Below are 24,113 nucleotides of genomic sequence, written 5' to 3' on the forward strand. Positions count from 1 at the left end.
TTTTACCATGGTACCTAAAAAAATTTCTTCAAGAGGATTATCATCAATTTTAGTTTTTAGTGGCTTGCGTCTCTTTTTTTACATACGGTAAACCCTTGGCCATCTCAAATAAGATATTGAGCCATTTGCTTTGTTCCACGCCTTTTATGTGCAGGACCAGCTTCATTCGATTGCCGTCCATGCCGAAGCCCACCATACGGCCATACTTCGATCCCAGCTCGAACACTTTTTGTCCATCCACATCGCTGCTGACCTTTTCCCTAAGGAGAATGCTGATTTCCTGCTTTAATTGTTTAATGCTTTCAATTCCGGCCTTTTCAGCATATACCTTCATTTCGGCAATCATGAATAAATAGGAAACCTCTTCTGGATACTCTCCGAAACGATCGATCATTTCATCCTGTAATTCTTCCACTTCTTCAAGTGAAGCGATACCTCTGAACCTTTTATACATTTCTATCTTCTGATGTCCATCCATTATGTAGGCATCAGGGATATAAGCGTCCACTTCGACGTCAATTTCCAGTGTGTTCTTCTCTTCGGCTGGTTGGTCATTGCGTTTCGCATCCACCGCTTCTTTCAGCATTTGTGAATACAGATCAAAACCGACCGAATCGATGAAGCCATGTTGTTGAGCCCCTAAAATGTTTCCAGCTCCCCTGATGGATAAATCACGCATCGCAATTTTGAAACCTGAACCCAATTCTGTAAATTCCTTAATGGATTGAAGACGCTTTTCTGCCACTTCCGTCAACACTTTATCTTTCCTATAAGTGAAGAATGCATATGCCACCCGATTGGATCGACCTACACGGCCACGCAGCTGATAGAGCTGTGAAAGTCCCATTCTATCCGCTTCATTCACGATAAGCGTATTGACATTCGGGATATCAACACCCGTCTCTATAATGGTTGTACTTACCAAAACATCATATTCGCCTTCCAAAAAGCCGAACATGACGGCTTCCAGTTCTTGCTCTGTCATTTGCCCATGAGCATAGGTAACACGGGCATCGGGCACAAGCATGGAAATTTCTTCTGCTTTTCTTGCTATATCCTCTACCCGATTGTAAAGGAAATAAACCTGACCGCCCCTGGCCAATTCCCGTTCTATCGCTTCCGTTACCAATGAGCCATTATACTCCATGACATAAGTTTGGATCGGAAACCGGTTTTCAGGCGGAGTTTCGATGACGGACAGATCCCTCACGCCCAACATCGACATATGAAGGGTCCTCGGAATCGGTGTCGCAGTCAAAGTCAGTACATCCACATTAGTTTTTAACCGTTTGATCTTTTCCTTATGTGTAACGCCAAAGCGCTGTTCTTCATCAATGATGAGCAATCCCAAATCGCGGTACACGATATCTTTGGATAAAATCCTATGCGTGCCCACCACAATATCCACCGTGCCGGCCTTCAATCCTTTTATCGTCTCCGTTTGCTGCTTTTTAGTCCGGAAGCGGCTCATATGGCCAATCGAAATCGGATAATCCTGAAAACGCTCCCTTAATGTTTCATAATGCTGCTGGGCGAGGATTGTGGTCGGAACTAGAAACGCAACCTGCTTCCCATCCATTATGGCTTTAAAAGCGGCCCGGATCGCCACCTCTGTCTTCCCATAACCAACATCGCCGCATAATAAACGATCCATCGGCCGTTCCCGTTCCATATCCTTTTTGATTTCGACTATGGAACGTAATTGATCTTCCGTTTCGTTATAAGCGAATGATGTTTCGAATTCCCTCTGCATATCACCATCAGGTGAAAAGGCATACCCCTTTGCCGCTTCTCTTTCTGCGTATAACTTGATTAAATCATCGGCAATGTTCTCAACGGATGATTGAACCTTGCTTTTGACACGTTTCCATTCCGTTCCGCCCAGCTTATAAAGCTTCGGCTCTTTTCCTTCAGAACCGACATATTTTTGGACAAGATCAATTTGGTCGACAGGAACATACAATTTGTCATCCGCTTGATAACGAATATTCAGGTAATCTTTATGGACCCCATTTATTGTAAGGGTTTCAATACCCAAGTATTTACCGATACCGTGGTTAACATGAACGACATAGTCACCGATCTTCAGTTCGGAATAACTCTTGATTCGCTCTGCATTCGATAGTTTCTGTCTCCGTACCGATTTCTTTGACTTCTTATTGAACAATTCCGTTTCCGTAATGATACTGAATTTTTGCATAGGCAATTCAAAGCCGCTATTCAGACTGCCGCGTAAAATCTGTACTTTACCTGGAAGGATGCTGTCAGCATTAAACAGTTCTGCGGCCTCTATATCATAGTCGGCTAAAACCGAATGCAGCTTTTTTACCCGTTCTTCATCCTGTCCAAGTATGACGACTGTATATTTCCCTTTTTTCCAACGTTCCAGTTCAGCCTTGAACACATTCATCTGTCCATGGAAATTTTGCATTTGTTTACTGGCAAAATTCAGGATATTCTGAGGATTCGTATGCGGTACATGCCGTAAAAACAATGAAAGGTATACAAACGGCCTGCTGGATTTCATTATTAATTCCTGCATGGGATGAGCCAATTTAATGTCATGGATGATTTGTCCCTGACTTAAAAGGTCCGTGTACCAACCAGCCTCTTCTTTTTCCAAAGAATCATTGATTTCCTGGATTCTACTGATTTCATCTAAGAAAACCAAACCGTTTACCGGTAAATAATCTATTAAACTAGCTGGATCTTCATACGCTAAACTTAAGTATTTAAAGATTTTGTCGGGTATATTCCCCATTTTCAGCTGTTCAAGTTCATAACTGATCGTTTGGACCAGCTGTTCCTTGGTTTTCTCGTCCTTAAGTTTCTTCAAGCTTTTACTTAATCCGCTCTCGAGCCTAGTTATGATTCTTTCGATATGCTCCGTCTCTAGCAAAGCCTCACTGACGGGACCGATCGTCACTTTCTTGAGTTTCTCGATGGATCGCTGATCTTCACTTGAAAAAGTCCTTATTGAATCTATTTCGGTATCGAATAATTCAATTCGTATTGGATTAGGTTCGGTGATCGGGTAAATATCGATGATACCGCCCCTGATACTGAATTCACCTGGAGAAGCAACCATTTCAGACCGGTTATAACCCATGGCAATGAATTTATTAAGCGTTGGTTCAAGCTCGATGTCTTCCCCTAGATTAAACGCTAGCTGATGCCTCTTCCAAATATCCTTTGGAGGAAGCACACGACGCACCCCGGGAATCGGGGCAATGACAATCCCTTTCTTTCCCTCTGCCCAGAAGTTCAATGCCTCGACACGTTGGGCCCTTAATTCCGGGCTGGCAACACTCAAATCAGCCGCAATCAATTCATTGGCTGGATATATATATAATTCTTCCTCGGGAATGAAACTTGATAAGTCCTCATGGAATTTTTGTGCTTGCAATAAATTATGGGTAACCAATAAAATAGGCCTATTCGTTTTTTCATATACGGAAGCCAGCAATAGCGATCTCGAGGAACCTGTGAGACCTGAGACGATTTGCTCCTTAAGCCCTTCATCGATGCCGGCTATTAACGAATGAACATCATCTTGTTTGGAGAACAAGTTCTGCAATCCATTCATTTTCTTTCCCCCCTCTCTTTAACGTGCGAAAAACCATTTGCTGTATTTGAACTTGGCCATCACCAAGATCCTCTTTATTAACGGAAACTTTTATGTGCCCTGGTATTCCAGACAAACGGAAAAATGCTTTGGATTTTGTCCAAAGCCCTCTCCCGCTAATGAATAATATAATCGTTTTCATATAAATCAGGGTTTCTTTGCAGTGATTCATGGCAATCTTCACATATCGCCCTTACATGCATATCCCCTTCAGAATCATAAACGATCATCTCTTGTCGCTCTTCATCGGTAAGTTGATTAAAACCTAACTGCTCCGTACTCAGTGAGTGTGCCTCGATTGAGCCCAGCTTAGTTCCGCAATGTCGGCATCGATAATGGAGAGCCATTTGGTAACCCCCTATTTTTGTAATAGTGTTAGTATGTACAAAAGTAGAGGGTTTTTATTCAGCGAAACAGGAAGATATTATTCTTTACTTATATCTACTCTCTGCTTATTGGTTATATTCGTTCATGACCTGTATAAATGGTTTTTCCAACCAGGCTTCACATGAAGCTGCGCTTTTTTCGATCGTTGCCCCGACATGATCCCATTCTTCAGGCGAAAAACGCCCTAATACATAGTCAGATACCGGAATGCGGCCAATCGGGCGGCCAATGCCTATTCTGATTCGATTGAATTCCTGTGTACCCAAATGGGCAATTGAAGATTTTATCCCGTTATGACCGCCTGCACTTCCTTTTTGACGAAGGCGAAGCTTTCCTGGAGGCAAATCAAGGTCATCATATATTATGACCACATCCGCGATGTCCACCTTAAAGAAATGCATGACAGCCGAAATGGATTCTCCTGACAAATTCATATAGGTTAAAGGTTTCAGCAATAAAACTTTTTCTCCCTTTACCATTCCTGAACCATATATCCCCTTATGTTTTGCTTGATCAAGAGAGATCGACCATCTCTTGGATAACTCATCTATTACTTCAAATCCGACGTTATGCCGGGTTTTTTCATATTGTTTACCGGGGTTCCCTAACCCTACAATAATTTTCATGATTCACACTCCGTCATTACGGTTATTTAGGGAGTTACACTGGGACGAAGTTTTTCCAAGATCATTGACCTTAGAAAAATAGTACCCTAATTTCAAGCTGGACTGCAAGCGACCGGAGAACTAATTAGGTAAAATCCAAATTAAAGGATTCCATTACGAAAAAATCTGTCCGATTTAAATGGATGCACCCAGAGATTGAAAAGACGTAACTCGTTAAGAGCTACGCCTATTATATCATGATTCACTTGTTTAATCCCGGCATCATGACTCTGGTGATGCCTTGGTTTCCCTGCCTTCTTCATTTTCAGGGATACCGCCGTCCTGCTGTTCACCTGTACTTATTTCCTCTTCCTGGCGAGGAGCCAAAACAGATGCAACAACTTCTTCACCATCGTGGCCGATTGTAACTTGCTTATTCGTTTGGATATCGGATATGTAGATTGTATCCCCTACCTGAAGTTCGGTAACGTCAACATCGATGGAGTCAGGAATGTCATTAGGTTTAGCCGTGACCGTCACTTCATGAAGAGACTGCTGAAGGACCCCACCGTCTTTCACACCTTTACAAACACCGACAAGGTTAATGCGAACTTGTGCCTGTAATTGAGCGGACATATCCACAATTAAAAAGTCTGCATGATAAATGGAGTTTTTTAGTGGATCCTTTTGATAGTCAGAGAGCATGACTTTGTAACTCTTACCTTCCAAGTCCAAAGAAATGATTCCATTACGGCCTATTTCCTTGATTGTCTTTTGAAGCTCGATATTATTGACGGAAATGGCCGTACTGTCATTTTTATTGCCATATACTATCGCAGGGATTTCGCCGCTTTCCCTCAAATTCCTTAAATTAGAGTGTTTTGAATCCGTACGTTCTTTTGCAGCTAATATATTACTCATACATCCTCCGCCTTCCTAAATATGAATTACAAGTTTTTCTATATTTAACATTCCCCTAAATGGTGAATCATTAAACATGAAAGGTAAAATCCGATGGGAGCAAGAAGGCGATAAACATATGGTAAACTTAGGAATTCCCTGTGAAATCTTTTTTCTCTAATTCAAGCGTGAATCGCTTTTTTTTCCATTTTCCCCTCAACTTGCATCACTCGGTCAAGGATTTGGGCTGCTAGTGATGAGTATTGCATACTATCCTTTTTCCGTGGTCTTGGCAGATTGATTTCCTTATTCAAGACAACTTTGCCTTCTTCGATTAATATGACACGGTCGGCAAGCATTACGGCTTCTTCAACATCATGTGTAACGAGTAAGGCAGTAAAATCCCTTTTTCTCCATAGTTCTTCAATCAGCCTTTGCATGCCAATCCTCGTTAAAGCATCCAATGCCCCTAGCGGCTCATCCAAGAGGAGAATGTCAGGTTGGTTCACCAATGCCCTCGCTAATGCAACCCTTTGTTTTTGCCCCCCAGATAAAACGGACGGCCAATCATTTGCTCGATCTGCAAGGCCCACTTGCTCCAGTAACTCCATAGCGTTTGACTTCCAATCCCCTTTCAAGCCTACGCCAATATTTTGAAGGATTTTTTTCCAAGGAAAAAGCCTGCCATCCTGAAACATCGTACGTGATGATTTATTTAATCCATTCAATGGTTTTCCATTCACCAGTATCTGCCCGCCCGTCGGCTTTTCCAGTCCTGCCACAAGGCGAAGCAAGGTGCTCTTTCCACATCCACTCTTACCGACAATGGCTATGAATTCTCCTTTTTTAAATGTCAGGTCCAGCCCCTTTAATACTTTAAACTCCCCAAAATCCTTTCTTACACCCTGCAACTCCAACGAATTTCCATTTTTCATGTTAATGACCTCCTCATTGGTATGACGGATGCCACTTTAAGCATCTTTTTTCAATTACTTTGGCCGCAACGTCCGATATTTTTCCTAATAAGGCATATAAGAGAATACTAAGAACAACAATATCCATCCTCATGAATTCACGGGCATTCATAGCCATATATCCAATTCCGGAATTAGCGGATATTGTTTCTGCGACAATTAATGTGACCCACATGATTCCAAGTGAGAAGCGGATACCCACCAAAATGGATGGAAAGGCTGCAGGGAGAATCACATTCCAGAATAAAGAAAAACCATTCAACCCATAAACCCTCGCCGCTTCGATTAATCCCTTATCCACCGATTTAACACCATGAAATGTATTTAAATAGATAGGAAATAGAACCCCTAAAGCGACAAGGAAGATTTTCGCTTCTTCTTCTATACCAAACCATAGAATCACCAGCGGTATTAAAGCTAAATGCGGAATATTACGCAACATCTGAAGCGAGGTATCGAATAAGGTTTCAGCAATGGATGATAATCCATTTAGTAAACCTAGTACAAAACCAATGATCCCGCCTATTAAAAAGCCGATGAAGGCACGCTGAGCACTTATGCCGATATAATCAATAAGTTCACCAGTCCCCAGTAAAGCAACACCCGCTTGAAACACATCAGTCGGGGCAGGCAATATCCGATCCGACAGAATCCCCCACAAGGACAGCAGCTGCCAAGTTACCAAGAGAAGAATGGGCACAATCCATGATATGAGGTGGAACTTATTGAACTTTTTGTTTAACTTCATCTTCATTTTCACTTCCTTTTGTAGGGTAGTGGTCATTAGCCAGTATTTCCCCGAATGGGCTCGTAGCTTTTGAAACGGTTCCTTGCAGCCTTTCAACAGGGAGTAAAGGGAATAATAATTCCGCAACTCTGTACGCTTCTTCAAGATGAGGGTATCCGGATAAAACAAAGGATTCTATTCCGATTTCTTCATATTCCTTCATTCTGGCAGCAACATTTTCTGCACTCCCGACTAGTGCCGTACCCGCGCCCCCGCGCACAAGACCCACACCGGCCCATAGGTTAGGGCTGATTTCAAGCGAATCCCTGCTTCCTTTATGAAGTTGCGACATCCTCTTCTGACCCACTGAATCAAATCGTTCAAAAATCTTTTGCGAATTTTCAATCATTTCATCATCCACATATTTAATGAGTTCGTCCGCTGCCTGCCAAGCTTCTTCTTCCGTTTCTCTTACAATGACATGCATCCGTATGCCAAATCTGACCTCACGTCCATATTCTGCCGCCTTTTTACGCACCTTTTCAATTTTCTCAGCCACTTGCACCACGGGCTCTCCCCAAGTCAAGTACACATCTATATGCTTTCCTGATATATCGATGGCCGGGTCGGAGGAACCGCCGAAATAGAGTGGCGGGTATGGTTTTTGTACTGGTGGCAACAGGATGTCCCCGCCTTCGACCTTTAGGTGCTCCCCTTCGAAGTCCACTTTACCCCCGGACATTTCCTTCCTCCAGATATCAAGGAATTCATCTGTTTGCCCATACCGTTCCTTATGATTCAGAAATACGCCATCACCCGCCAATTCGACGGGATCCCCTCCAGTCACTACATTGATCAAGAGACGTCCATTCGAAAGCCGGTCGAAGCTCGAGGCCATCCTGGCTGCCAAGGTTGGCGACATTAAACCCGGACGAATCGCAACTAAAAATTTCATTCTTTCCGTTGCAGAAATCAATGAAGAACCCACGATCCAAGCATCCTCACAGGATCGTCCCGTTGGAAGCAAAGCCCCTTCAAATCCCAAATGATCAACCGCCTGTGCAATTTGTTTTAAATAAGGAAGTGTAATCGCTCTCCCTCCCTTTGTCGATCCTAAATAGCGACTTTCCCCATGTGATGGCAAAAACCAAAATACTTTCATTTTATTTCCCCCTTAATTTTTATTAACATCTGCAGATGCATCTAGAACATTAATTTTGCTTGGAATTAATTTAAGATTGTAAAATGTATCGGCAATATTTTGTTGATCATCCAAAACCGTACTGGAAATCTCCTCAAGTCCGTATTCTTTTCTTTTTAATGTTTTTTCCAATGCCTCCACACTCATTCCAATTTCCGGAGATAAAAACTCAGCGACATCCCTTGGGTTTTCTTCAATCCATTTATCAACTTTTATCAGTTCTTCTTTGATGATCTTCAACGCCTCTTCATTCCCGGCAAATGAATCATTGGCCAAGAAGAATTCTCGATTAGCAACCAGTCCTTCTCCATCCCGGATCGTTTTCGTTTCAAGCTCCAATTCCGCCGCTGATAAAAATGGATCCCATATTACCCAGGCATCGATTTGGTTTCCTTCAAAAGCAGCTCTCGCATCAGCTGGTGGCAAGTAGACGGGCTGAATGTCATCAAGAGTAAGACCTGCTTCCTCTAATGCTTTGACCAATAGGTAATGAACATTTGAACCTTTATTCAAGCCAACCTTCTTTCCCTTTAACTCTTTCACATTTTTAATGGGTGAATCCTTTTGTACGACTATAGCCTCTCCTGATGGGTTTGCCGGTTGATTGGCAATATAGACAAGTGGTGCCTTGGCTGCTTGTGCAAATACCGGCGGCGCCTCCCCTGTATGCCCAAAATCAATGCTGCCGACATTCAAGGCTTCAAGCAGCTGAGGTCCTGCAGGGAATTCAGTCCAATCGACGGTATATCCCACTTCTTTTAAACGTGTTTCCAGATTCCCTTTTGATTTTAAAATATTTAATGTCCCGAATTTTTGATAACCGATTTGGATGGTTTTCTCTGATTCTTTTGCGTCAGCACTTGTGGAGCTGTTCTTTTCCTGCCCGCATGCACTCACTATCAGCATGAAGATGCTGAAAATGGACAACAGCCATATCTTTCGTTTTTTCTTCATATTCTGCACACCCTTCTTAAACTTTTTATCTAAAAATAAAAGGCTCCTTTCCTTCACCAATTGGACAATAGGGCAAATGTGGCCTAATGTTCAATGGTAAGTGAAAAGGAGCCTTCGGTAGTCCGATCGGCATTAACCAGTATGCACTTGCATAGTACAGTTTTTCATTCCATGAAGATGAATTGTATTTTGTATGGTTATTTTATTATTACTATTCTCATCTGTCAACTAAGAATTAAATATTTTCTGAAACTTTTAAACGAAAACACGGCGAGCCCAAAAGGCCCGCCGTGTTCCATTTTATTTGGTTATCAATCGAATAATGTACTGACTGATTGTTCCTCATGCACACGAATGATTGCCTCTGCAATCAAAGGTGCTACAGAAAGACCAACGATTTTATCAATTTTCTTATCTTCCGATAGGGCAATCGAGTTAGTCACGACCAATTCCTTGATCGTTGAATTTTGAATCCTTTCGATGGCAGGACCTGAAAGGACAGGGTGTGTACAACAAGCGTACACTGCTTTAGCACCATTCTCCACGAGGGCATTGGCCGCTAATGTAATAGTTCCTGCAGTATCGATGATGTCATCAATCAGTATTGCTGTCTTCCCTTCAATATTACCAATGATGTTCATGACTTCAGCCACGTTCGGTCTTGGGCGGCGCTTATCGATAATGGCGATCGGTGCTTTTAGGCGATCGGCCATTTTACGGGCACGTGTTACACCACCATGATCTGGGGAAACGATGACGATATCACTTAAATCTTTTTCCTTGAAGAAATCAGCTAAAATCGGAACGGCAACAAGGTGATCGATCAGAATATCGAAGAAACCTTGAATTTGAGGTGCGTGAAGATCTAATGTGATTACACGGTGGGCACCAGCCGTTTCTAAAAGATTTGCGACAAGTTTAGCTGTAATTGGTTCACGCGCACGCGCTTTACGATCTTGGCGGGCATAACCGTAATATGGCATTACAATATTGATCGTTTTAGCTGAAGCACGTTTAAGAGCATCGATCATAATTAAAAGTTCCATTAAATTTTCATTGACTGGTTGGCTTGTTGATTGGATTACGAATACATCACAGCCACGGATACTTTCTTCAATATTAATTTGAACTTCACCGTCACTGAAACTTGTTACACTACATTTTCCAAGTTCAACACCGATTGCTGCAGCGATTTCCTGAGCTAAATCGAAGTTTGAATTTAAAGAGAATACTTTTAAATTAGGATCTAAATACTGATTTGACATGATGACCTCCGTCGGTTATTTATTAAATTTCAAATTCTTGACATAATCTTCTTTGTTAACTTGACGAGCCCGGGCAACGGATAGGGCTTGCTGCGGTACATCTTGCGTGATGGTTGAACCAGCAGCTACATATGCCCCTTCTCCTACTGTCACAGGTGCAACCAGATTGGAATTGCAGCCTATGAAGACATTGTCTTCAATCTTCGTCAAATATTTATTTTTCCCGTCGTAATTCACGGTAATAGATCCACAGCCTATATTAACATTCTCCCCAACCTCTGCATCACCAATATAACTCAAGTGTGAGGCCTTGCTTCCTTTGCCAAAAACGGTCTTTTTAATTTCGACAAAATTACCGATCTTAACGGAATCCTTAATATCTGATTGAGGTCTAACATGTGCGAATGGACCGATTTTAACAAAACTTCCAATACTGCTTTCGTGCACAACCGATTGGAGGACTTCCGTTCCATCACCAATTTCACAATTACTGATTTCCGTATTCGGGCCAATTAAGCAGTCCTGCCCGATGATACTTTTTCCTTTAATGAATGACCCAGGGTTAATGACTGTATCCTGTCCGATTTGCACATCCGCTTCAATGAAAGTTGTAAGCGGGTCGATGATCGTTACACCGTTCCTCATATGCTTTTCATTGATGCGTTTCCGTAAAATTTGCTCAGCCTGCGATAAAGCCACACGGTCATTCACACCCAATGTCTCCTCGAATTCACTGGATTGGAAAGCCGTCACCACTTCGCCTTCTTCTTTTAAGATTTCAATAACATCCGGTAAGTAATATTCTCCCTGGACATTTTCATTCGAAACCTTTTTCAGCGCGCTGAATAATGCTTGGTTGTCGAAGCAATATGTACCGGTATTTATTTCCTTAACATATCTTTCTTCTTCCGAAGCATCCTTATGCTCGACGATTTTTTCTACAAGCCCGCCTTCACCGCGAAGGACCCTTCCATAGCCAGCAGGGTTATCTGCATATGCTGTTAAGATTGTTGCTTTCGCCTGACTTTGCTCATGCAAAGCTATAAGCTCTTTCATTGTTTCCGCTTTAATCAGAGGCGTATCACCGCAAATAACAAGGGTCGTGCCACTTTTTGCGGATAAAACGCTTTCCGCTTGCATTACAGCATGTGCCGTACCTAATTGCTGTTCTTGTAAGGCATACTTGCATGAATCACCAAGTTGATCTTGAACCTTTTCAGCACCATGGCCGATGACTGTTACAATATCTTCTATTTGAAGTTGATTGACTTGATCGATAACATGTTGTACCATTGGTTTCCCGCAAACAGGGTGCAAAACCTTATAAAGCTTAGATTTCATCCTAGTACCTTGCCCAGCGGCCAATATTATTGCATAGCGATTACTCATAACAGGCCTCCATTTTCACCTTTTTATCCACTAAAAATATTATCTCAAATAGTGATTCTTTTCAAGGTAACAATTAAAAGTACATATAATTGTCAACCAATCGGGTGAAAAATTCCCGTTATCCTACAGCTTACAAATGCCAGCATTGGACTGGAGCATTATTTGGGATCATGAAATGAATGATATATGCCCGGTCAATGTACAGAAACATGTTTCCTCCCCTTTATCCCAAAACACTTCCACGACCGCGCCATGCCCTATATACAAGCCTTCTGGCAGCACTGCACTCGTTGTTAACCCCCATTCCGGGATTAGGTTACCATTCATTTCATTAGAGAGATTCTCTTACAGGAATTTCAATTTCCGGTTGAACAAAAAGGTTTTAAAAATAAAAAGGATGGGTACTTAAACTTTAGATAACACCGTAAGTTTTACAATTGATGAGCGGATAAGTTCTAAACTTATCTGTTTTTGAATAAATAAAAAAGAGCACTACTTATGAAGTAGGCTCTAGATGCACGAATTATAAATTTAAAGTTTAAAAGTAAGATTATTTTAAGAAGCACCTGCTCCAGCTTCCTCTAATTCAGTTTCAAGTTCTCCCAATCGATGATATTCTGTCAAGACAGCTTCTTGAATTTTCCCGCGTGTCGAGGAATTGATTGGATGAGCGATATCCCGGAATTCTCCATCTGGAGTACGTTTACTTGGCATTGCTACAAATAAACCATTGTTTCCGTCGATCACACGAATATCATGAACCACAAATTCATTATCCAGTGTAATTGATGCGATAGCTCTCATACGACCATCCGTATTCACACGGCGTAATCTTACGTCAGTTACTTCCATTTAAGCTCACCATCCCTTTTTGTTGTTGTTAAAACTTAAAGTACATATTCAACAAAAAAACGTGAACTCCTTCTATTATCTGTAATTTTTTTAGAAAATTCAGCCTAGTTTTTAAAAATATTAAAAATCACCCATATAATACAGGAAAATTCCCCATTACGAATGCCCTGAAAAATAAAAAAACGCCCGTTTATTTAACGAGCGCTACCACTTCTATTTCCACTAGTGCATCTTTAGGAAGGCGAGCAACCTCTACACATGAGCGGGCTGGTTTGTGAGCAGAAAAATATTCTCCGTATACTTCATTAATCGAACCGAAATCGTCCATACTTTTAATGAATACTGTAGCCTTAATGACAGTTTCCAATGAAGCCCCAGCTTCTTTCAATACAGCTTGGAGATTCTTAAAGACCTGAAGTGTTTGTTCCTTGACATCCCCAGTCACCATCTCACCAGAAGCAGTAAGCGGGATCTGTCCAGAACTGAAAAATAACGTATCCACAATCACGCCTTGTGAATATGGTCCAATCGCTGCCGGTGCTTCATCAGTATGTATCGTTTTCATGAAATCATTCCCCCTATTCCTTTTTCGTAAAATAATTCCCACGGCTTACATTGATTTTCTTGTCTCTTTCGACCACCTGCGTCAACTTGATTAATGAAACATAGTCCTCGACAAGGCACTCCTCCGTATGCTCGGATTCAACCAGCACTGCAATTCCGGCAACTGTTGCCTTGAATTCATCCAATAGACTGACCATACCGTTAATGGTACCCCCAGCCTTCATGAAATCGTCTACAATCAATACATTCGAACCCTCAACCAAGCTTCTCTTAGAGAGTACCATAGTCTGGATCCTCTTTGAAGATCCTGAAACATAATTGATGCTCACTGTAGAACCTTCCGTTACTTTATTATTCCTACTTACAATGACAACTGGAACATTCAAATAATTTGCCACGGCGTATGCTAATGATATCCCTTTGGTTGCCATCGTCATGATGACTGAGACATTTTTCTTGGCATACATTGAAGCGATTATCCTTCCAACCTTATTCACGGTTTGCGGATGCCCTAATATGTCTGTCATATATAGATAACCGCCAGGAAGTAGCCTTTCGGGACTAGCGATCGTATCGCATAATCCGTCAATGAAGGCATTGACTTCTTCTTCCTTGATGGAAACAATATATTTCACTCCGCCAGCCGCACCTGGAACGGTTGTTAAAGAACCTATTCCGCGTTGTTCAAAGGTATCTTTGATGATGGTCAAATCTTCACTGATCGAGGACTTTGCCGAACTATATCTTTCAGCAAAATAAGTCAGCGAAACTAGTTCACCTGGATGTTCTAATAAATAATTGGTCATATCGACTAGCCTCTCGCTGCGACGAAATTTCATTGAGACACCCCCTTTGTGAATTCCGAATATTATATTGCAACTATACCACTAATGTACGTTTCTATTCAAGATTGTTTCGATCACCCAACAAACGGACCGCATAGACCTGATCACAGAATCCGCGAAGGCCATTGTAAATCCTCTGCATGCGCGAATCATGTTCCACCAAACCAAAAACGGTCGGACCGCTTCCGCTCATCAAGACCGAATCTGCTCCAAATGTCTTCATTTGATCTTTAATGTTCGCAACCTCCGGGTATAACTGCAATGTCACTTGTTCAAGAACATTCCCCAACCCTTCACATACATCGTGATAATTGTTTTCCATAATAGCCGAAATCATTCCAGGTACATCCGGATGCTCCATTTTTGAAGTTTGGAGCCTTTTGTATATATCGGCAGTCGAAACGCCGATCGTCGGTTTGGCCAAGATGACCCAGCACTTTGGCGGTGCAGGAAGATGCGTGATCTTTTCCCCGCGCCCTCTTGCCAATGCCGTACCTCCATATACACAAAATGAAACATCAGAGCCAATTTCAGCTCCGATTTCCGCAAGTTCATCCATGGAAAGACCAAGCTTCCACAGTCTATTTAAGCCTCTTAAGGTTGCTGCGGCATCACTGCTGCCACCAGCAAGTCCTGCGGCTACAGGTATATTTTTCTCTATAGTTATGGAAACACCTTTATTGATTCCAAAACGTTCCTTTAGAATAAATGCAGCTTGATAAGCCAAATTCCGGTGATCATCCGGAACAAATCGATTATGGGATAGAATTTGAATATGATTTCCCGTTATTTCCTTTAGTTCAATTCTATCGGCAAGGTCGACTGTCGTCATGATCATTTCCACCTCATGATACCCATCAGGCCGTTTGAAAAGCACATCCAAAGCCAAATTGATTTTAGCCGGGGCTTTTTCCATAAGCTTCAATATGTCCACCTACTTTAACGTTCTTAAAAGTTCTTGTCCTATTCTATCATATTTGTTTATATTCTAAAGGTTTTTTCATCGTAATTTCAATGTAATGAAGCTAAGATTGGCCCTTAGAGGAGAATAGACACATGTAGGCACATTGGGGGGCAGCCACTTCCTGCATCCCAAAAGACTTGCTACATATCCATATAGCATTCACCGATACATAAAAAAACCAGACTCCTTAACTACAATGTAAGCAAAAATGAATAGAGCTATACATTGTATAAAGAGTCCGGCTTCCATCAACATGACGGCATGATACAATTAAGTGTTTTATTTTACTCTTTGTTCACCAATTGACGTTGTGCTTTTTCGATGGCAAGTTTTACCATGTTTCCTGCGTCCCTGGCCCGGATTCCTCCCCAGCCTTCTTTCTGGACAACATCGTAAAATCCAAGTTCCTTAGCCAATTCCTCTTTAAGATCATTTGACATAATCCCTTTTTTCCTGCTCAAGCGAAGCAACCCCTTTCACATGCCGTCACATGCCTAGTGTTTGCAACATACGCTATTTCATTACATCCTTTTTAAGCCTTTATTGGGGCTCACAGGATATTATATACAAAACAAAAAGCAGCAAACAAAATTGTTAGCTGCCTCGTCTAAGTTACATCTCTTGTTGTTTGTTTAAAAATGTTAGTTCTACGGTTTCCGTTAAAACATCCGCATAGCTGTAAGATACTCTTTCAAACGCATTTTCATCTTGGTCGAGCTCAATTACAAAAACAGCCGGATAAGTTTCCGCCAAAGTTCCAAATCGTTCTACAGTCTTTCTTCTTCCACCGTTTGCTTTTAAGAGCAATCTTTTACCCAGGTTTGAATCAAGTGCAGTTTTAATATCAGCTAGAGTTTTTGGCATTTTCGGTCCACCTCACTAAGTTAAGTATATCACAATTTACAAATATACGCAAACAAAATAATAAATTATATCAGCACTTAAAAATGTAGTCAATATATTTTTATCTGAAATTCGGCAAAATCGCGAACAATTTTATTATATCCTGGGAAATGAAAAATTATGTAAACGAACTATTCCATTATTTATTAAGCCGAATTTTCGTAAATAAATCATTGCCTACGAACATTGCTCCACAAATAACCCATTTTTTTGTGAGGATATCCGAATTCTCCCCCCTACCAAAAGCAAGCTGCATTCTTTCAAAATGCAGCTCGTTCATTCTTCCTGAAATGGCTTGAAAGGCAACCCGGTCCGTAACACCCCTTTTGTCTCAATTCCCCCCAGCCCCTTCTCTCCCGTTAATGTATTCCGAAGGACATCCCATACATGAATATGATCGGAAAAAGGCGTAAAGCTTATCTTTCCGACGATATATACCGGATCAAGAGCATGTATATTGACACGGGAAGGAGAACTTGCGAAATTTGCCCCCGCTTGGATCAGCGATTCAAAATGCGACTGACAAGCCCCGGCAAAAATAATCAGTTGGTCTAAATGAGAAACCTTCCTTCTCGCTTCTCTAACTGTCTGTACAAAATCCTTTGAGTGACGGTAGGCATTAATATCGGACATCGGTCCTTTTGATTTTGAATAGGCATCATGACCGGTGACAACAAGAATGTCCGGCCGATAATGATCCAGCAACCCCCCGATCCTTTGAGGCATTTCCTTTTCATTGCAAAAGATGCCATTGACCGGAATACGGAATTTCTGATATAGATCCATGCATTTCCTTAAGTAAGATGCATCCCCATCAACATGGAGCACCCTCCCTGGTATTTGAAAATATTCACCGCTATACCGATAGCCATTACTGGATTGATAGCCGTTTTTTTGTTGTTGCAGCTCTAGATCTTGCGTTAATAAGCGGTCAGATTGTTCTTGTAGTACCTCATTCGACCTTTGTCGATCATTTCTTTCATTATCATTAATAATCATTAAATCTTGAAAAGGTGCATCTGCAATCAGTCGTATATCTTCCCCATAAAGAATAGCTTCACGCCTTCCGTCAATATCACGGATATCAATTACCCGGAACAACACGTCGCATTTATAAGAAACCCGACCAACAATATCGTTTATTTGAATATTCATGGCCCCACCCCATGAGAAGACTTATTTTCAGCCCGCCCTAGTTTATTTTCATTCTTAAGTTATGCGAACCAATCTTGAATGGTGAAAGGTGAAGAATGATTACATTTTCGGGTGTTTCGATCATGATGGGCCAATTTCAAAATAAAAAAAGCCGGAAGCTGGGAGTGACCCCATTCCGACTTGAATCTTTCACTTTTTCTTTATTTGAAATTCGGCAATAACGCATCACTTAAGCGGCCAAATTCTTTGATGCTCAATGTTTCGCCCCGTCTGGAAGGATCCACTTCCGCGGCTTCGAGAGCGGCAAGTATGTGTTCCTTTTTTGATTTACCATCTGGCATCTGACTGATTAAGTTATTTAAAATCGTTTTCCGACGCTGTGCAAAGCACGCCCGGGTCACAGTGAATAAGAAATCCTCATCCAGGACCTCGACGATTGGCTTCACGCGCCTAGTAAGGCGGATTACAGCTGAATCAACATTAGGCTGAGGCATGAAAACCGTTTTTGGTACGATCATCACTGTTTCGGCTTCTGTATAATATTGAATGGCAATGGATAAAGAACCATATTCCTTTGTCCCAGGTTTTGCGGCAATTCGGTCAGCCACTTCTTTTTGCAGCATGCACACGATGCCTCTAATGGGCAAGTCCTCGGACAATAGCTTTAAAATGATCGGCGTCGTGACATAGTATGGCAGGTTTGCAACAACCATCAAATCCGAGAATCCAGCAAATTCATCCTCGATGACCTTCTTGACATCAGCCTTAAGAACATCCCCGTGAATGATGTTTACATTGTTATAGGGAGACAGTGTATCCGATAAGATGGGCAGTAGACGCTGATCAATCTCAAAGGCCGCAACCTTTTTGCTGCTTTTCGCCAGTTGTTCCGTCAATGCCCCGATTCCCGGCCCAATTTCGATGGCGCCGCTTTCCTCTGTCAAATTGGCATGTTCGACAATGCGTTTCAAGATATTCGTATCGATTAAAAAGTTTTGGCCTAAGCTCTTTTTAAAGGAGAATCCGTACTTCTTTAATATTTCTTTCGTTCTGACAGGGGTTGCAATATCCTTATTCATTTTTTTCCTCCTGAATTATCTGTACCATCGCTTTCTCAAAAGCCTCAGTTGATATTTGGAACATTTTTAGTCTCTTATATAACTGTTTACCATTGGTATACCCGATTTTTAACATAGATCCAAGTTTTTCCCTTCGTTCCTTGGCACCGGATCCCCCGATTAAACCTGCATCTATTAAATCCTGCTGTGAAATCTCTTCTGAAGCCTCTTCATCCATTATTTGGGCATCCTTTAACGCATTACGAATTGCCTCGGGAGAAGCATGTTCCACACCAATTCCTCTACCTGACTTAGGAAGGGCTTCCTTCTTCGTTAAAAAGGCGTGTTTACACCCTTTTACTTGTTCCGAAATGATATTCCTGATTTTTTGACCAGGAAAATCAGGGTCAGTGAAAATGATGGCTCCACGTGTCTTTTGTGCAAGCCTCACCTGTTCGATACAGGACTCATTCACCGCTGATCCGTTGGTTTCTATTGTATCAGCATTAACAGCCCTTTTTATCGCCACCGTATCGTCTTTTCCTTCTACAACAATAATTTCTTTAATCTTTTTCATGGTTTCCTCCATACAGAAAAGCGCAGGCGCTTTGATTAGCTCTTGGATAATCGTAACCGGTCCCCGTAAAAAACCTTTTTGGGCAGAGAATCCAGTCTAGATTCATTTATGAAAGTTTACAGCATATATTGAAATCTTATGGAATGGTGAGACGTCTATCTTATTAAAACAGTTTTACATGGGGTTTTTCAACAAATGGAAAATAAAACGCAAAAAACAGGAGACGAATTCATCTCCTGCGAGAGAAACCTTATTAGTCCAATACTCGAATCTTTACTCTCTTTACACCCCAGCGATAGGCATCATTTTTTGAAGAAAAGAAGACGTCAATCCTATTTCCCTTTATTGCCCCGCCTTTATCAGCTGCTACAGCATAGCCATATCCCTCTACATATACTTTCGACCCCATGGGAATTACGCTTGGATCGACAGCAATGATTTTCGCACCCGGATTACTCTTTAGATCTACTCCTGTGGACGTGACTCCGGAACAGCCCTTACAACTGGCAGTATAAGCTGTTGAAGATACGTATATTTCTTTCCCGCTTGAAGAACTAACGTTAGTTACTCCCCGTGATGCCTGCGCAACCGTCGTTCGAGTTCCGACCGTTACAACTTTATCCTGCTTTTTATTAACTACTTTTTCTGAAAGTAATTCTCTTTTGACCTCTTTGCCATTTTCTTTAACAACTTCATATTCCTTGGAAATGAGTCCATCTTTTCCCTCTTTGACAATTTTCTCTTTCCCTTTTGATAAAGAGTCATCTTTTTTAGTTATGACAGCAAAGTCAACTGGTTCTTCCACTACATCGGTGACTTTTTCAATTCGAACTACGTTTACCGTATTCTCAGCTTTAACTTTTTCGGTTAATTCTGGCTCAACTCGATCCAAATCATTGAGTTTTACTCCTTGTTGCTTTAAAAAGTCAGCGACAGTAGTCGAAGTTGACCATACCTGCTTTTCGTCTCCACCTACCACTAATTTAAGTGAAAAGGCTTTGTCTATGGCAACTTCCATATTCGCTTTCAGCTTCGTACTTTTTGAAGGGGTGATCTTATCCTGTTCCTTCACACTTAGATTTTGGTCCTTTAAAAGTTCATCTACCGTATCTGCGGTGGACCAGACTTCCTTCTTCTTACCATCCTGTACCATGACGATTTTTTGTGCAGGCTTCCAAACCACCTCCAAATCATCATCAACCTTTGTGGCTCTTGATGGGTGGACATAATCCGCGGCTTGAACGTTAATCTCTAAGTCTTCCAACATATCATTTACAGTAGCCGCGTGTGTACGCACTACCTCTTTTTTTCCATCTAGCATGATTGTTACTGTATCCTTTGTTCCTTGATATATAAGTATTCCCAATGCTGCAGAAACAAGAATAGCACTGCAAATGGCCATTGCCATTCTCTTCTTCCCAAAAGGTTTGGGAATAAGGTTTTTCATAGTTTTTAATAGAATGAAAAACTCCTCCTTCCTCCCGGTGATTATATAGACTTAGTTATCAAGCTGTCAACCCATTCACTTCTCATTCAGGAAATTACTTCCTATTATGCATACTCCATATTGAAAAGGAAAGGGCGACTTCTCGACATAATAAGCCTATAGTTGGAGTGAAATTTGTAGAAACCTTAAAAAATGCGATTTTAGCTAGCAAACTCCGGGGGATATTGTAAAAAAAAATGTCAGTTAATGCCGAATAATTTCTTGGCATTTTCCGTTGTTGCCTTTGAAACTTCCTCTATTGTAAGTTGTTTGATTTCTGCAATTTGTTCAGCGACAAGTTTCACATATGAGGGTTCATTACGCTTCCCTCTATAAGGATGTGGAGCCAAGTATGGACAATCGGTCTCAATCAGTAAACGGTCTAAAGGTACGGCTGCTGCCACTTCCTTAGGTTTTTTTGCATTCTTGAAGGTCACAGGGCCTCCCAATGAAATATAAAAATTCATATTGATGCACTCTAAAGCCGTTTCTGCACTTCCGCTAAAGCAATGCATGATGCCGCCAACCCTTGATGCCTCTTCTTCCTTCAGTATGTTCACGATATCCGCGGTCGCTTCACGATTATGGATGATAATGGGCAGCCCCACCTTTTTGGCCAATCGGATCTGCTTCCTGAACACCTCCATTTGCACATCTTTCGGAGATTTATCCCAATGATAATCCAGACCCATCTCCCCAATGGCCACAACCTTTGGATGATTGGATAATTCCTCGATCCATTGTAAGTCGTCTTCTGTCATATCTATAGCATCCACAGGATGCCATCCGACTGCGGCATACATGAAATCATAAGTTTCTATTAATTCCATTGCCCTTATAATGGTAGGCCGGTCAAAACCAACGACTACCATATTATCGACCCCTGCTTCCTTAGCTCTTCCTATTACGTCTTCAAGATCCTCGTTGAATTGTTCCGCATTAACATGTACATGTGTATCAAATAACATTATTTTTCTTCCTTTCTAGCACTATTTTATAAAAAAATGAAAGTTTTATGTTTCACATTTAGGTAACAAACAGATTACAAAGGAGGCTGTATGCCCAGCTAATAAATGTAGAACCAAAAACTAAACCTATATTATGTTACTTTTTCCAAAAGCATAAAGAAAAAAACATAAAAATGTTTCATATGAAACACCTTTATGTTTTCATCCGTTTATTTCACCTTTGAACCATTTGGAATCGATGAATCTATTGTAGCGACTGAGAGCACATCATCCTGGCTTCCCGCCAAAATCATTCCTTGAGAGAGCTCGCCACGAAGTTTAACAGGTTTCAAATTCGTTACGCATATCACTTTTTTGCCTACTAAATCTTCTGGTTTATAGTGCTGGGCAATGCCTGATACGACTTGCCGTTTCTCATAGCCCAAATCAAGCTGAAGTTTAAGAAGCTTATCCGCCTTCTTTACAGGCTCAACTGCCATTACCTGAGCAACACGAAGCTCCACTTTCGTAAAGTCATCAATGGTGATTTCATCAACCTCGGGAATTGTCTCTTCCACTTTTTCCTCGGCCTTAGGCGCATCCCCCTGCATTTGTTCTTTAATATATAAAACTTCCTCTTCCATATCCAAACGAGGGAAAATTGGTTCTCCCTTCAAGACTTGTGTTTCAGCAGGAATTTGACCGAACTCCGCTAAACTGTCCCAGGATTTCAACACATCGTCTTTGATGCTAAGCTGAGCAAAGATCTTTTCAGGTGTTTGCGTCAAGAACGGTTTCAAAAGGATTGCCGTCCTGCGTAATGATTCCGCCAAATGAACCATGACACTGGCAAGGTCTTGTTTCTTTGATTCATCTTTAGCAAGAGTCCATGGCTGGGTCTCATCAATGAATTTATTAGTTCTGCTCACTAGTTGCCAAATGGATGTCAGTGCAACTGAAAATTCCATGTTTTCCATTGCTTCCTCATACTTGCCAACCGTTTCTTGGTTCATTTCAAGCAAAGCTTTTTCGAATTCGCCATTGGATCCTTCGTAATTTGGAATCACACCATCAAAATATTTATTGACCATTGCAACTGTTCGATTTAATAAATTCCCTAAATCATTGGCCAGGTCAAAATTGATCCGTTCCACAAATCCTTCCGGTGTAAATACCCCATCGGAACCAAATGGTACTTCACGCAATAAATAGTAGCGTAAAGAATCCAAACCGTAACGATCGATCAATGTAACGGGATCCACTACATTTCCTTTTGATTTGGACATTTTACCATCTTTCATGAGAAGCCATCCGTGGGCGAAGACTTTCTTTGGAAGCGGCACGTCAAGAGCCATTAACATGATCGGCCAATAAATTGTATGGAAACGAACGATTTCCTTTCCGACCAGATGTACATCTGCCGGCCAATAATTCAAGTATTTAGAATCATTGTCCGTTCCATACCCTAATGCCGTTATATAATTGGTCAAAGCATCAATCCATACATAAATGACATGCTTTGGATCTCCCGGCACCTTGATGCCCCAATCGAAAGTAGTACGCGAAACGGCCAGATCTTCCAATCCAGGCTTGATGAAGTTATTGATCATTTCGTTTTTGCGGGATTCCGGCTGAATGAAATCCGGGTTTTCCTCATAAAACTTAAGTAATCGATCCGCATATTTACTCATCTTAAAGAAATAAGATTCCTCTTTCACCTTTTCAACAGGCCTGCCGCAATCAGGACAGTTTCCATTGCTCTCTTCGACTTGACGTTCCGTGAAGAAAGATTCGCAAGGTGTACAATATAACCCTTCATATTGGTCTAAATATATATCTCCCTGGTCCAATAACCTTTTGAAAATCTTGGCTACGACCTCTTTATGGCGATCTTCCGTCGTCCTGATGAAATCATCATATGAAATATCAAGCTTTTCCCAGAGTTCTTTAATCCCTGATACGATATTATCTACATATTGCTGTGGAGTGATTCCTTCCTCAGCCGCTTTACGCTGGATTTTTTGACCATGTTCATCAGTACCCGTTAAATACATGACATCGAAGCCACGCATCCTTTTATAACGAGCCATGGCATCCCCTGCCACTGTCGTATACGCATGCCCTATATGTAAATTGCCACTCGGATAATATATGGGTGTCGTGATATAGAATGTTTTTAATTTATCTTGCACTTCGTTCCCTCCTCATCATTTGAAAAACCGGCTATGGGACTGGCCCAAGCCATAAGAATATATTTAAGCTATTATCTCTATTTTAACGCTATATACAATTCTGTGCGACTATAATCACTAATCTAATCTTCATGTTAATAGAATAAAAAAATAATAAGTAGACCCAACGTAAAAATAAGGGTACTTCCCTTCTGTCAGCATTACCTCTTACCTCAACAAAATATACCTAAATTTCTTTTTTTGTGCAACAACTCACATATTCGCAAACTTTTTCAGAAAATTATCCTTAATTCAGAACTTTTGTTTTGAAACTAAAATATATTTAATCATATAATAGGGAAGTATGTTTTCATATGCATACTTTGTCGAAATGTGGTGAAGGGAGCAGTTCTTTGTATCCTGCATTTCTTTACTTTTAAAGGCATAACCGATTTTTTCTCTTTAAAAGCCATTTTGTTACACGAAATGGGCCTTGCTATTTCTTACAAAAAAATGAAAATAAATCATTGACGAATTTGGGAATGGCTGGTATTATAAATTTAT

The 24,113-nt window shown here is 41.2% G+C and carries 23 protein-coding genes; all 23 read right to left on the bottom strand.

Translation table 11 applies throughout. The features are described from left to right. Nucleotides 1-49 precede the first annotated feature (49 nt). The gene (mfd, locus tag J7I96_RS16680) at nt 50-3,586 is read right to left on the bottom strand and encodes a transcription-repair coupling factor (protein ID WP_214774350.1); all 3,537 of its coding nucleotides are present in this window, start codon (nt 3,584-3,586) and stop codon (nt 50-52) included. Between the two features lie 155 nt (nt 3,587-3,741). Beyond that, nucleotides 3,742-3,972 carry an anti-sigma-F factor Fin gene (gene fin / locus J7I96_RS16685; protein WP_034316319.1) on the bottom strand — a complete coding sequence of 77 codons (231 nt, stop codon included), beginning with the start codon at nt 3,970-3,972 and terminating at the stop codon, nt 3,742-3,744. Nucleotides 3,973-4,077: 105 nt separating this feature from the next. Then, nucleotides 4,078-4,638, bottom strand: coding sequence for an aminoacyl-tRNA hydrolase (gene pth, locus J7I96_RS16690; protein ID WP_095394532.1), 561 nt, complete (start codon nt 4,636-4,638; stop codon nt 4,078-4,080). 261 nt (nt 4,639-4,899) lie between these two features. After that, entirely contained in the window at nt 4,900-5,538 is a 639-nt protein-coding gene (locus tag J7I96_RS16695) for a 50S ribosomal protein L25/general stress protein Ctc (RefSeq protein ID WP_034316323.1), read from the bottom strand. A gap of 161 nt (nt 5,539-5,699) precedes the next feature. Then, the gene (locus J7I96_RS16700) at nt 5,700-6,452 is read right to left on the bottom strand and encodes an ATP-binding cassette domain-containing protein (protein ID WP_214774352.1); all 753 of its coding nucleotides are present in this window, start codon (nt 6,450-6,452) and stop codon (nt 5,700-5,702) included. 13 nt (nt 6,453-6,465) lie between these two features. After that, nucleotides 6,466-7,239: an aliphatic sulfonate ABC transporter permease SsuC gene (ssuC, locus tag J7I96_RS16705; RefSeq protein WP_214774395.1), complete on the bottom strand. Its 774-nt coding sequence runs from the start codon at nt 7,237-7,239 to the stop codon at nt 6,466-6,468. Further along, a complete protein-coding gene (ssuD, locus tag J7I96_RS16710) occupies nt 7,214-8,380 on the bottom strand; it encodes an FMNH2-dependent alkanesulfonate monooxygenase (protein ID WP_214774354.1) in 1,167 nt (388 codons plus the stop codon). The genes ssuC and ssuD overlap by 26 nt, the downstream gene beginning before the upstream one ends. Before the next feature lie 12 nt (nt 8,381-8,392). Then, nucleotides 8,393-9,373: a sulfonate ABC transporter substrate-binding protein gene (locus tag J7I96_RS16715; protein ID WP_214774356.1), complete on the bottom strand. Its 981-nt coding sequence runs from the start codon at nt 9,371-9,373 to the stop codon at nt 8,393-8,395. Nucleotides 9,374-9,684: 311 nt separating this feature from the next. Beyond that, the gene (locus J7I96_RS16720) at nt 9,685-10,638 is read right to left on the bottom strand and encodes a ribose-phosphate diphosphokinase (RefSeq protein ID WP_034316329.1); all 954 of its coding nucleotides are present in this window, start codon (nt 10,636-10,638) and stop codon (nt 9,685-9,687) included. Nucleotides 10,639-10,653: 15 nt separating this feature from the next. Next, nucleotides 10,654-12,027: a bifunctional UDP-N-acetylglucosamine diphosphorylase/glucosamine-1-phosphate N-acetyltransferase GlmU gene (glmU, locus tag J7I96_RS16725; protein ID WP_214774358.1), complete on the bottom strand. Its 1,374-nt coding sequence runs from the start codon at nt 12,025-12,027 to the stop codon at nt 10,654-10,656. Between the two features lie 168 nt (nt 12,028-12,195). Continuing rightward, nucleotides 12,196-12,354, bottom strand: coding sequence for a hypothetical protein (locus tag J7I96_RS16730; RefSeq protein WP_214926290.1), 159 nt, complete (start codon nt 12,352-12,354; stop codon nt 12,196-12,198). A 228-nt stretch (nt 12,355-12,582) separates the two neighbouring features. Next, nucleotides 12,583-12,879, bottom strand: a complete 297-nt coding sequence (spoVG, locus tag J7I96_RS16735; RefSeq protein ID WP_034316332.1) for a septation regulator SpoVG — start codon at nt 12,877-12,879, stop codon at nt 12,583-12,585. Between the two features lie 190 nt (nt 12,880-13,069). After that, a complete protein-coding gene (locus tag J7I96_RS16740; RefSeq protein WP_214774362.1) occupies nt 13,070-13,444 on the bottom strand; it encodes a RidA family protein in 375 nt (124 codons plus the stop codon). A 13-nt stretch (nt 13,445-13,457) separates the two neighbouring features. Then, the gene (gene purR, locus J7I96_RS16745; RefSeq protein WP_214774364.1) at nt 13,458-14,282 is read right to left on the bottom strand and encodes a pur operon repressor; all 825 of its coding nucleotides are present in this window, start codon (nt 14,280-14,282) and stop codon (nt 13,458-13,460) included. 61 nt (nt 14,283-14,343) lie between these two features. Further along, nucleotides 14,344-15,213: a 4-(cytidine 5'-diphospho)-2-C-methyl-D-erythritol kinase gene (gene ispE / locus J7I96_RS16750; protein ID WP_034316338.1), complete on the bottom strand. Its 870-nt coding sequence runs from the start codon at nt 15,211-15,213 to the stop codon at nt 14,344-14,346. A 323-nt stretch (nt 15,214-15,536) separates the two neighbouring features. Then, on the bottom strand, nt 15,537-15,713 hold the full coding sequence (locus J7I96_RS16755) for a small, acid-soluble spore protein, alpha/beta type (protein WP_034316340.1): 177 nt from the start codon (nt 15,711-15,713) through the stop codon (nt 15,537-15,539). Nucleotides 15,714-15,864: 151 nt separating this feature from the next. Continuing rightward, a complete protein-coding gene (veg, locus tag J7I96_RS16760; RefSeq protein WP_034316343.1) occupies nt 15,865-16,116 on the bottom strand; it encodes a biofilm formation stimulator Veg in 252 nt (83 codons plus the stop codon). Between the two features lie 315 nt (nt 16,117-16,431). Next, the gene (gene yabG / locus J7I96_RS16765; RefSeq protein WP_214774366.1) at nt 16,432-17,310 is read right to left on the bottom strand and encodes a sporulation peptidase YabG; all 879 of its coding nucleotides are present in this window, start codon (nt 17,308-17,310) and stop codon (nt 16,432-16,434) included. Between the two features lie 200 nt (nt 17,311-17,510). After that, nucleotides 17,511-18,389: a 16S rRNA (adenine(1518)-N(6)/adenine(1519)-N(6))-dimethyltransferase RsmA gene (rsmA, locus tag J7I96_RS16770; RefSeq protein ID WP_214926288.1), complete on the bottom strand. Its 879-nt coding sequence runs from the start codon at nt 18,387-18,389 to the stop codon at nt 17,511-17,513. Beyond that, nucleotides 18,382-18,945 carry a ribonuclease M5 gene (rnmV, locus tag J7I96_RS16775; protein ID WP_214774368.1) on the bottom strand — a complete coding sequence of 188 codons (564 nt, stop codon included), beginning with the start codon at nt 18,943-18,945 and terminating at the stop codon, nt 18,382-18,384. Before rnmV ends, rsmA begins: the two co-directional genes overlap by 8 nt. Nucleotides 18,946-19,198: 253 nt before the next feature. After that, nucleotides 19,199-20,353 (bottom strand): G5 and 3D domain-containing protein, encoded by a 1,155-nt coding sequence (locus J7I96_RS16780; protein WP_251029187.1) that lies wholly within the window; start codon nt 20,351-20,353, stop codon nt 19,199-19,201. A gap of 278 nt (nt 20,354-20,631) precedes the next feature. Further along, nucleotides 20,632-21,399, bottom strand: coding sequence for a TatD family hydrolase (locus J7I96_RS16785; protein ID WP_214926284.1), 768 nt, complete (start codon nt 21,397-21,399; stop codon nt 20,632-20,634). Between the two features lie 209 nt (nt 21,400-21,608). Continuing rightward, a complete protein-coding gene (gene metG / locus J7I96_RS16790) occupies nt 21,609-23,570 on the bottom strand; it encodes a methionine--tRNA ligase (protein WP_214774374.1) in 1,962 nt (653 codons plus the stop codon). Nucleotides 23,571-24,113: the final 543 nt, after the last annotated feature.

Origin of the sequence: Bacillus sp. ISL-78, assembly GCF_018613455.1 — a bacterium.
Lineage (GTDB): Bacteria > Bacillota > Bacilli > Bacillales > DSM-1321 > Peribacillus > Peribacillus frigoritolerans.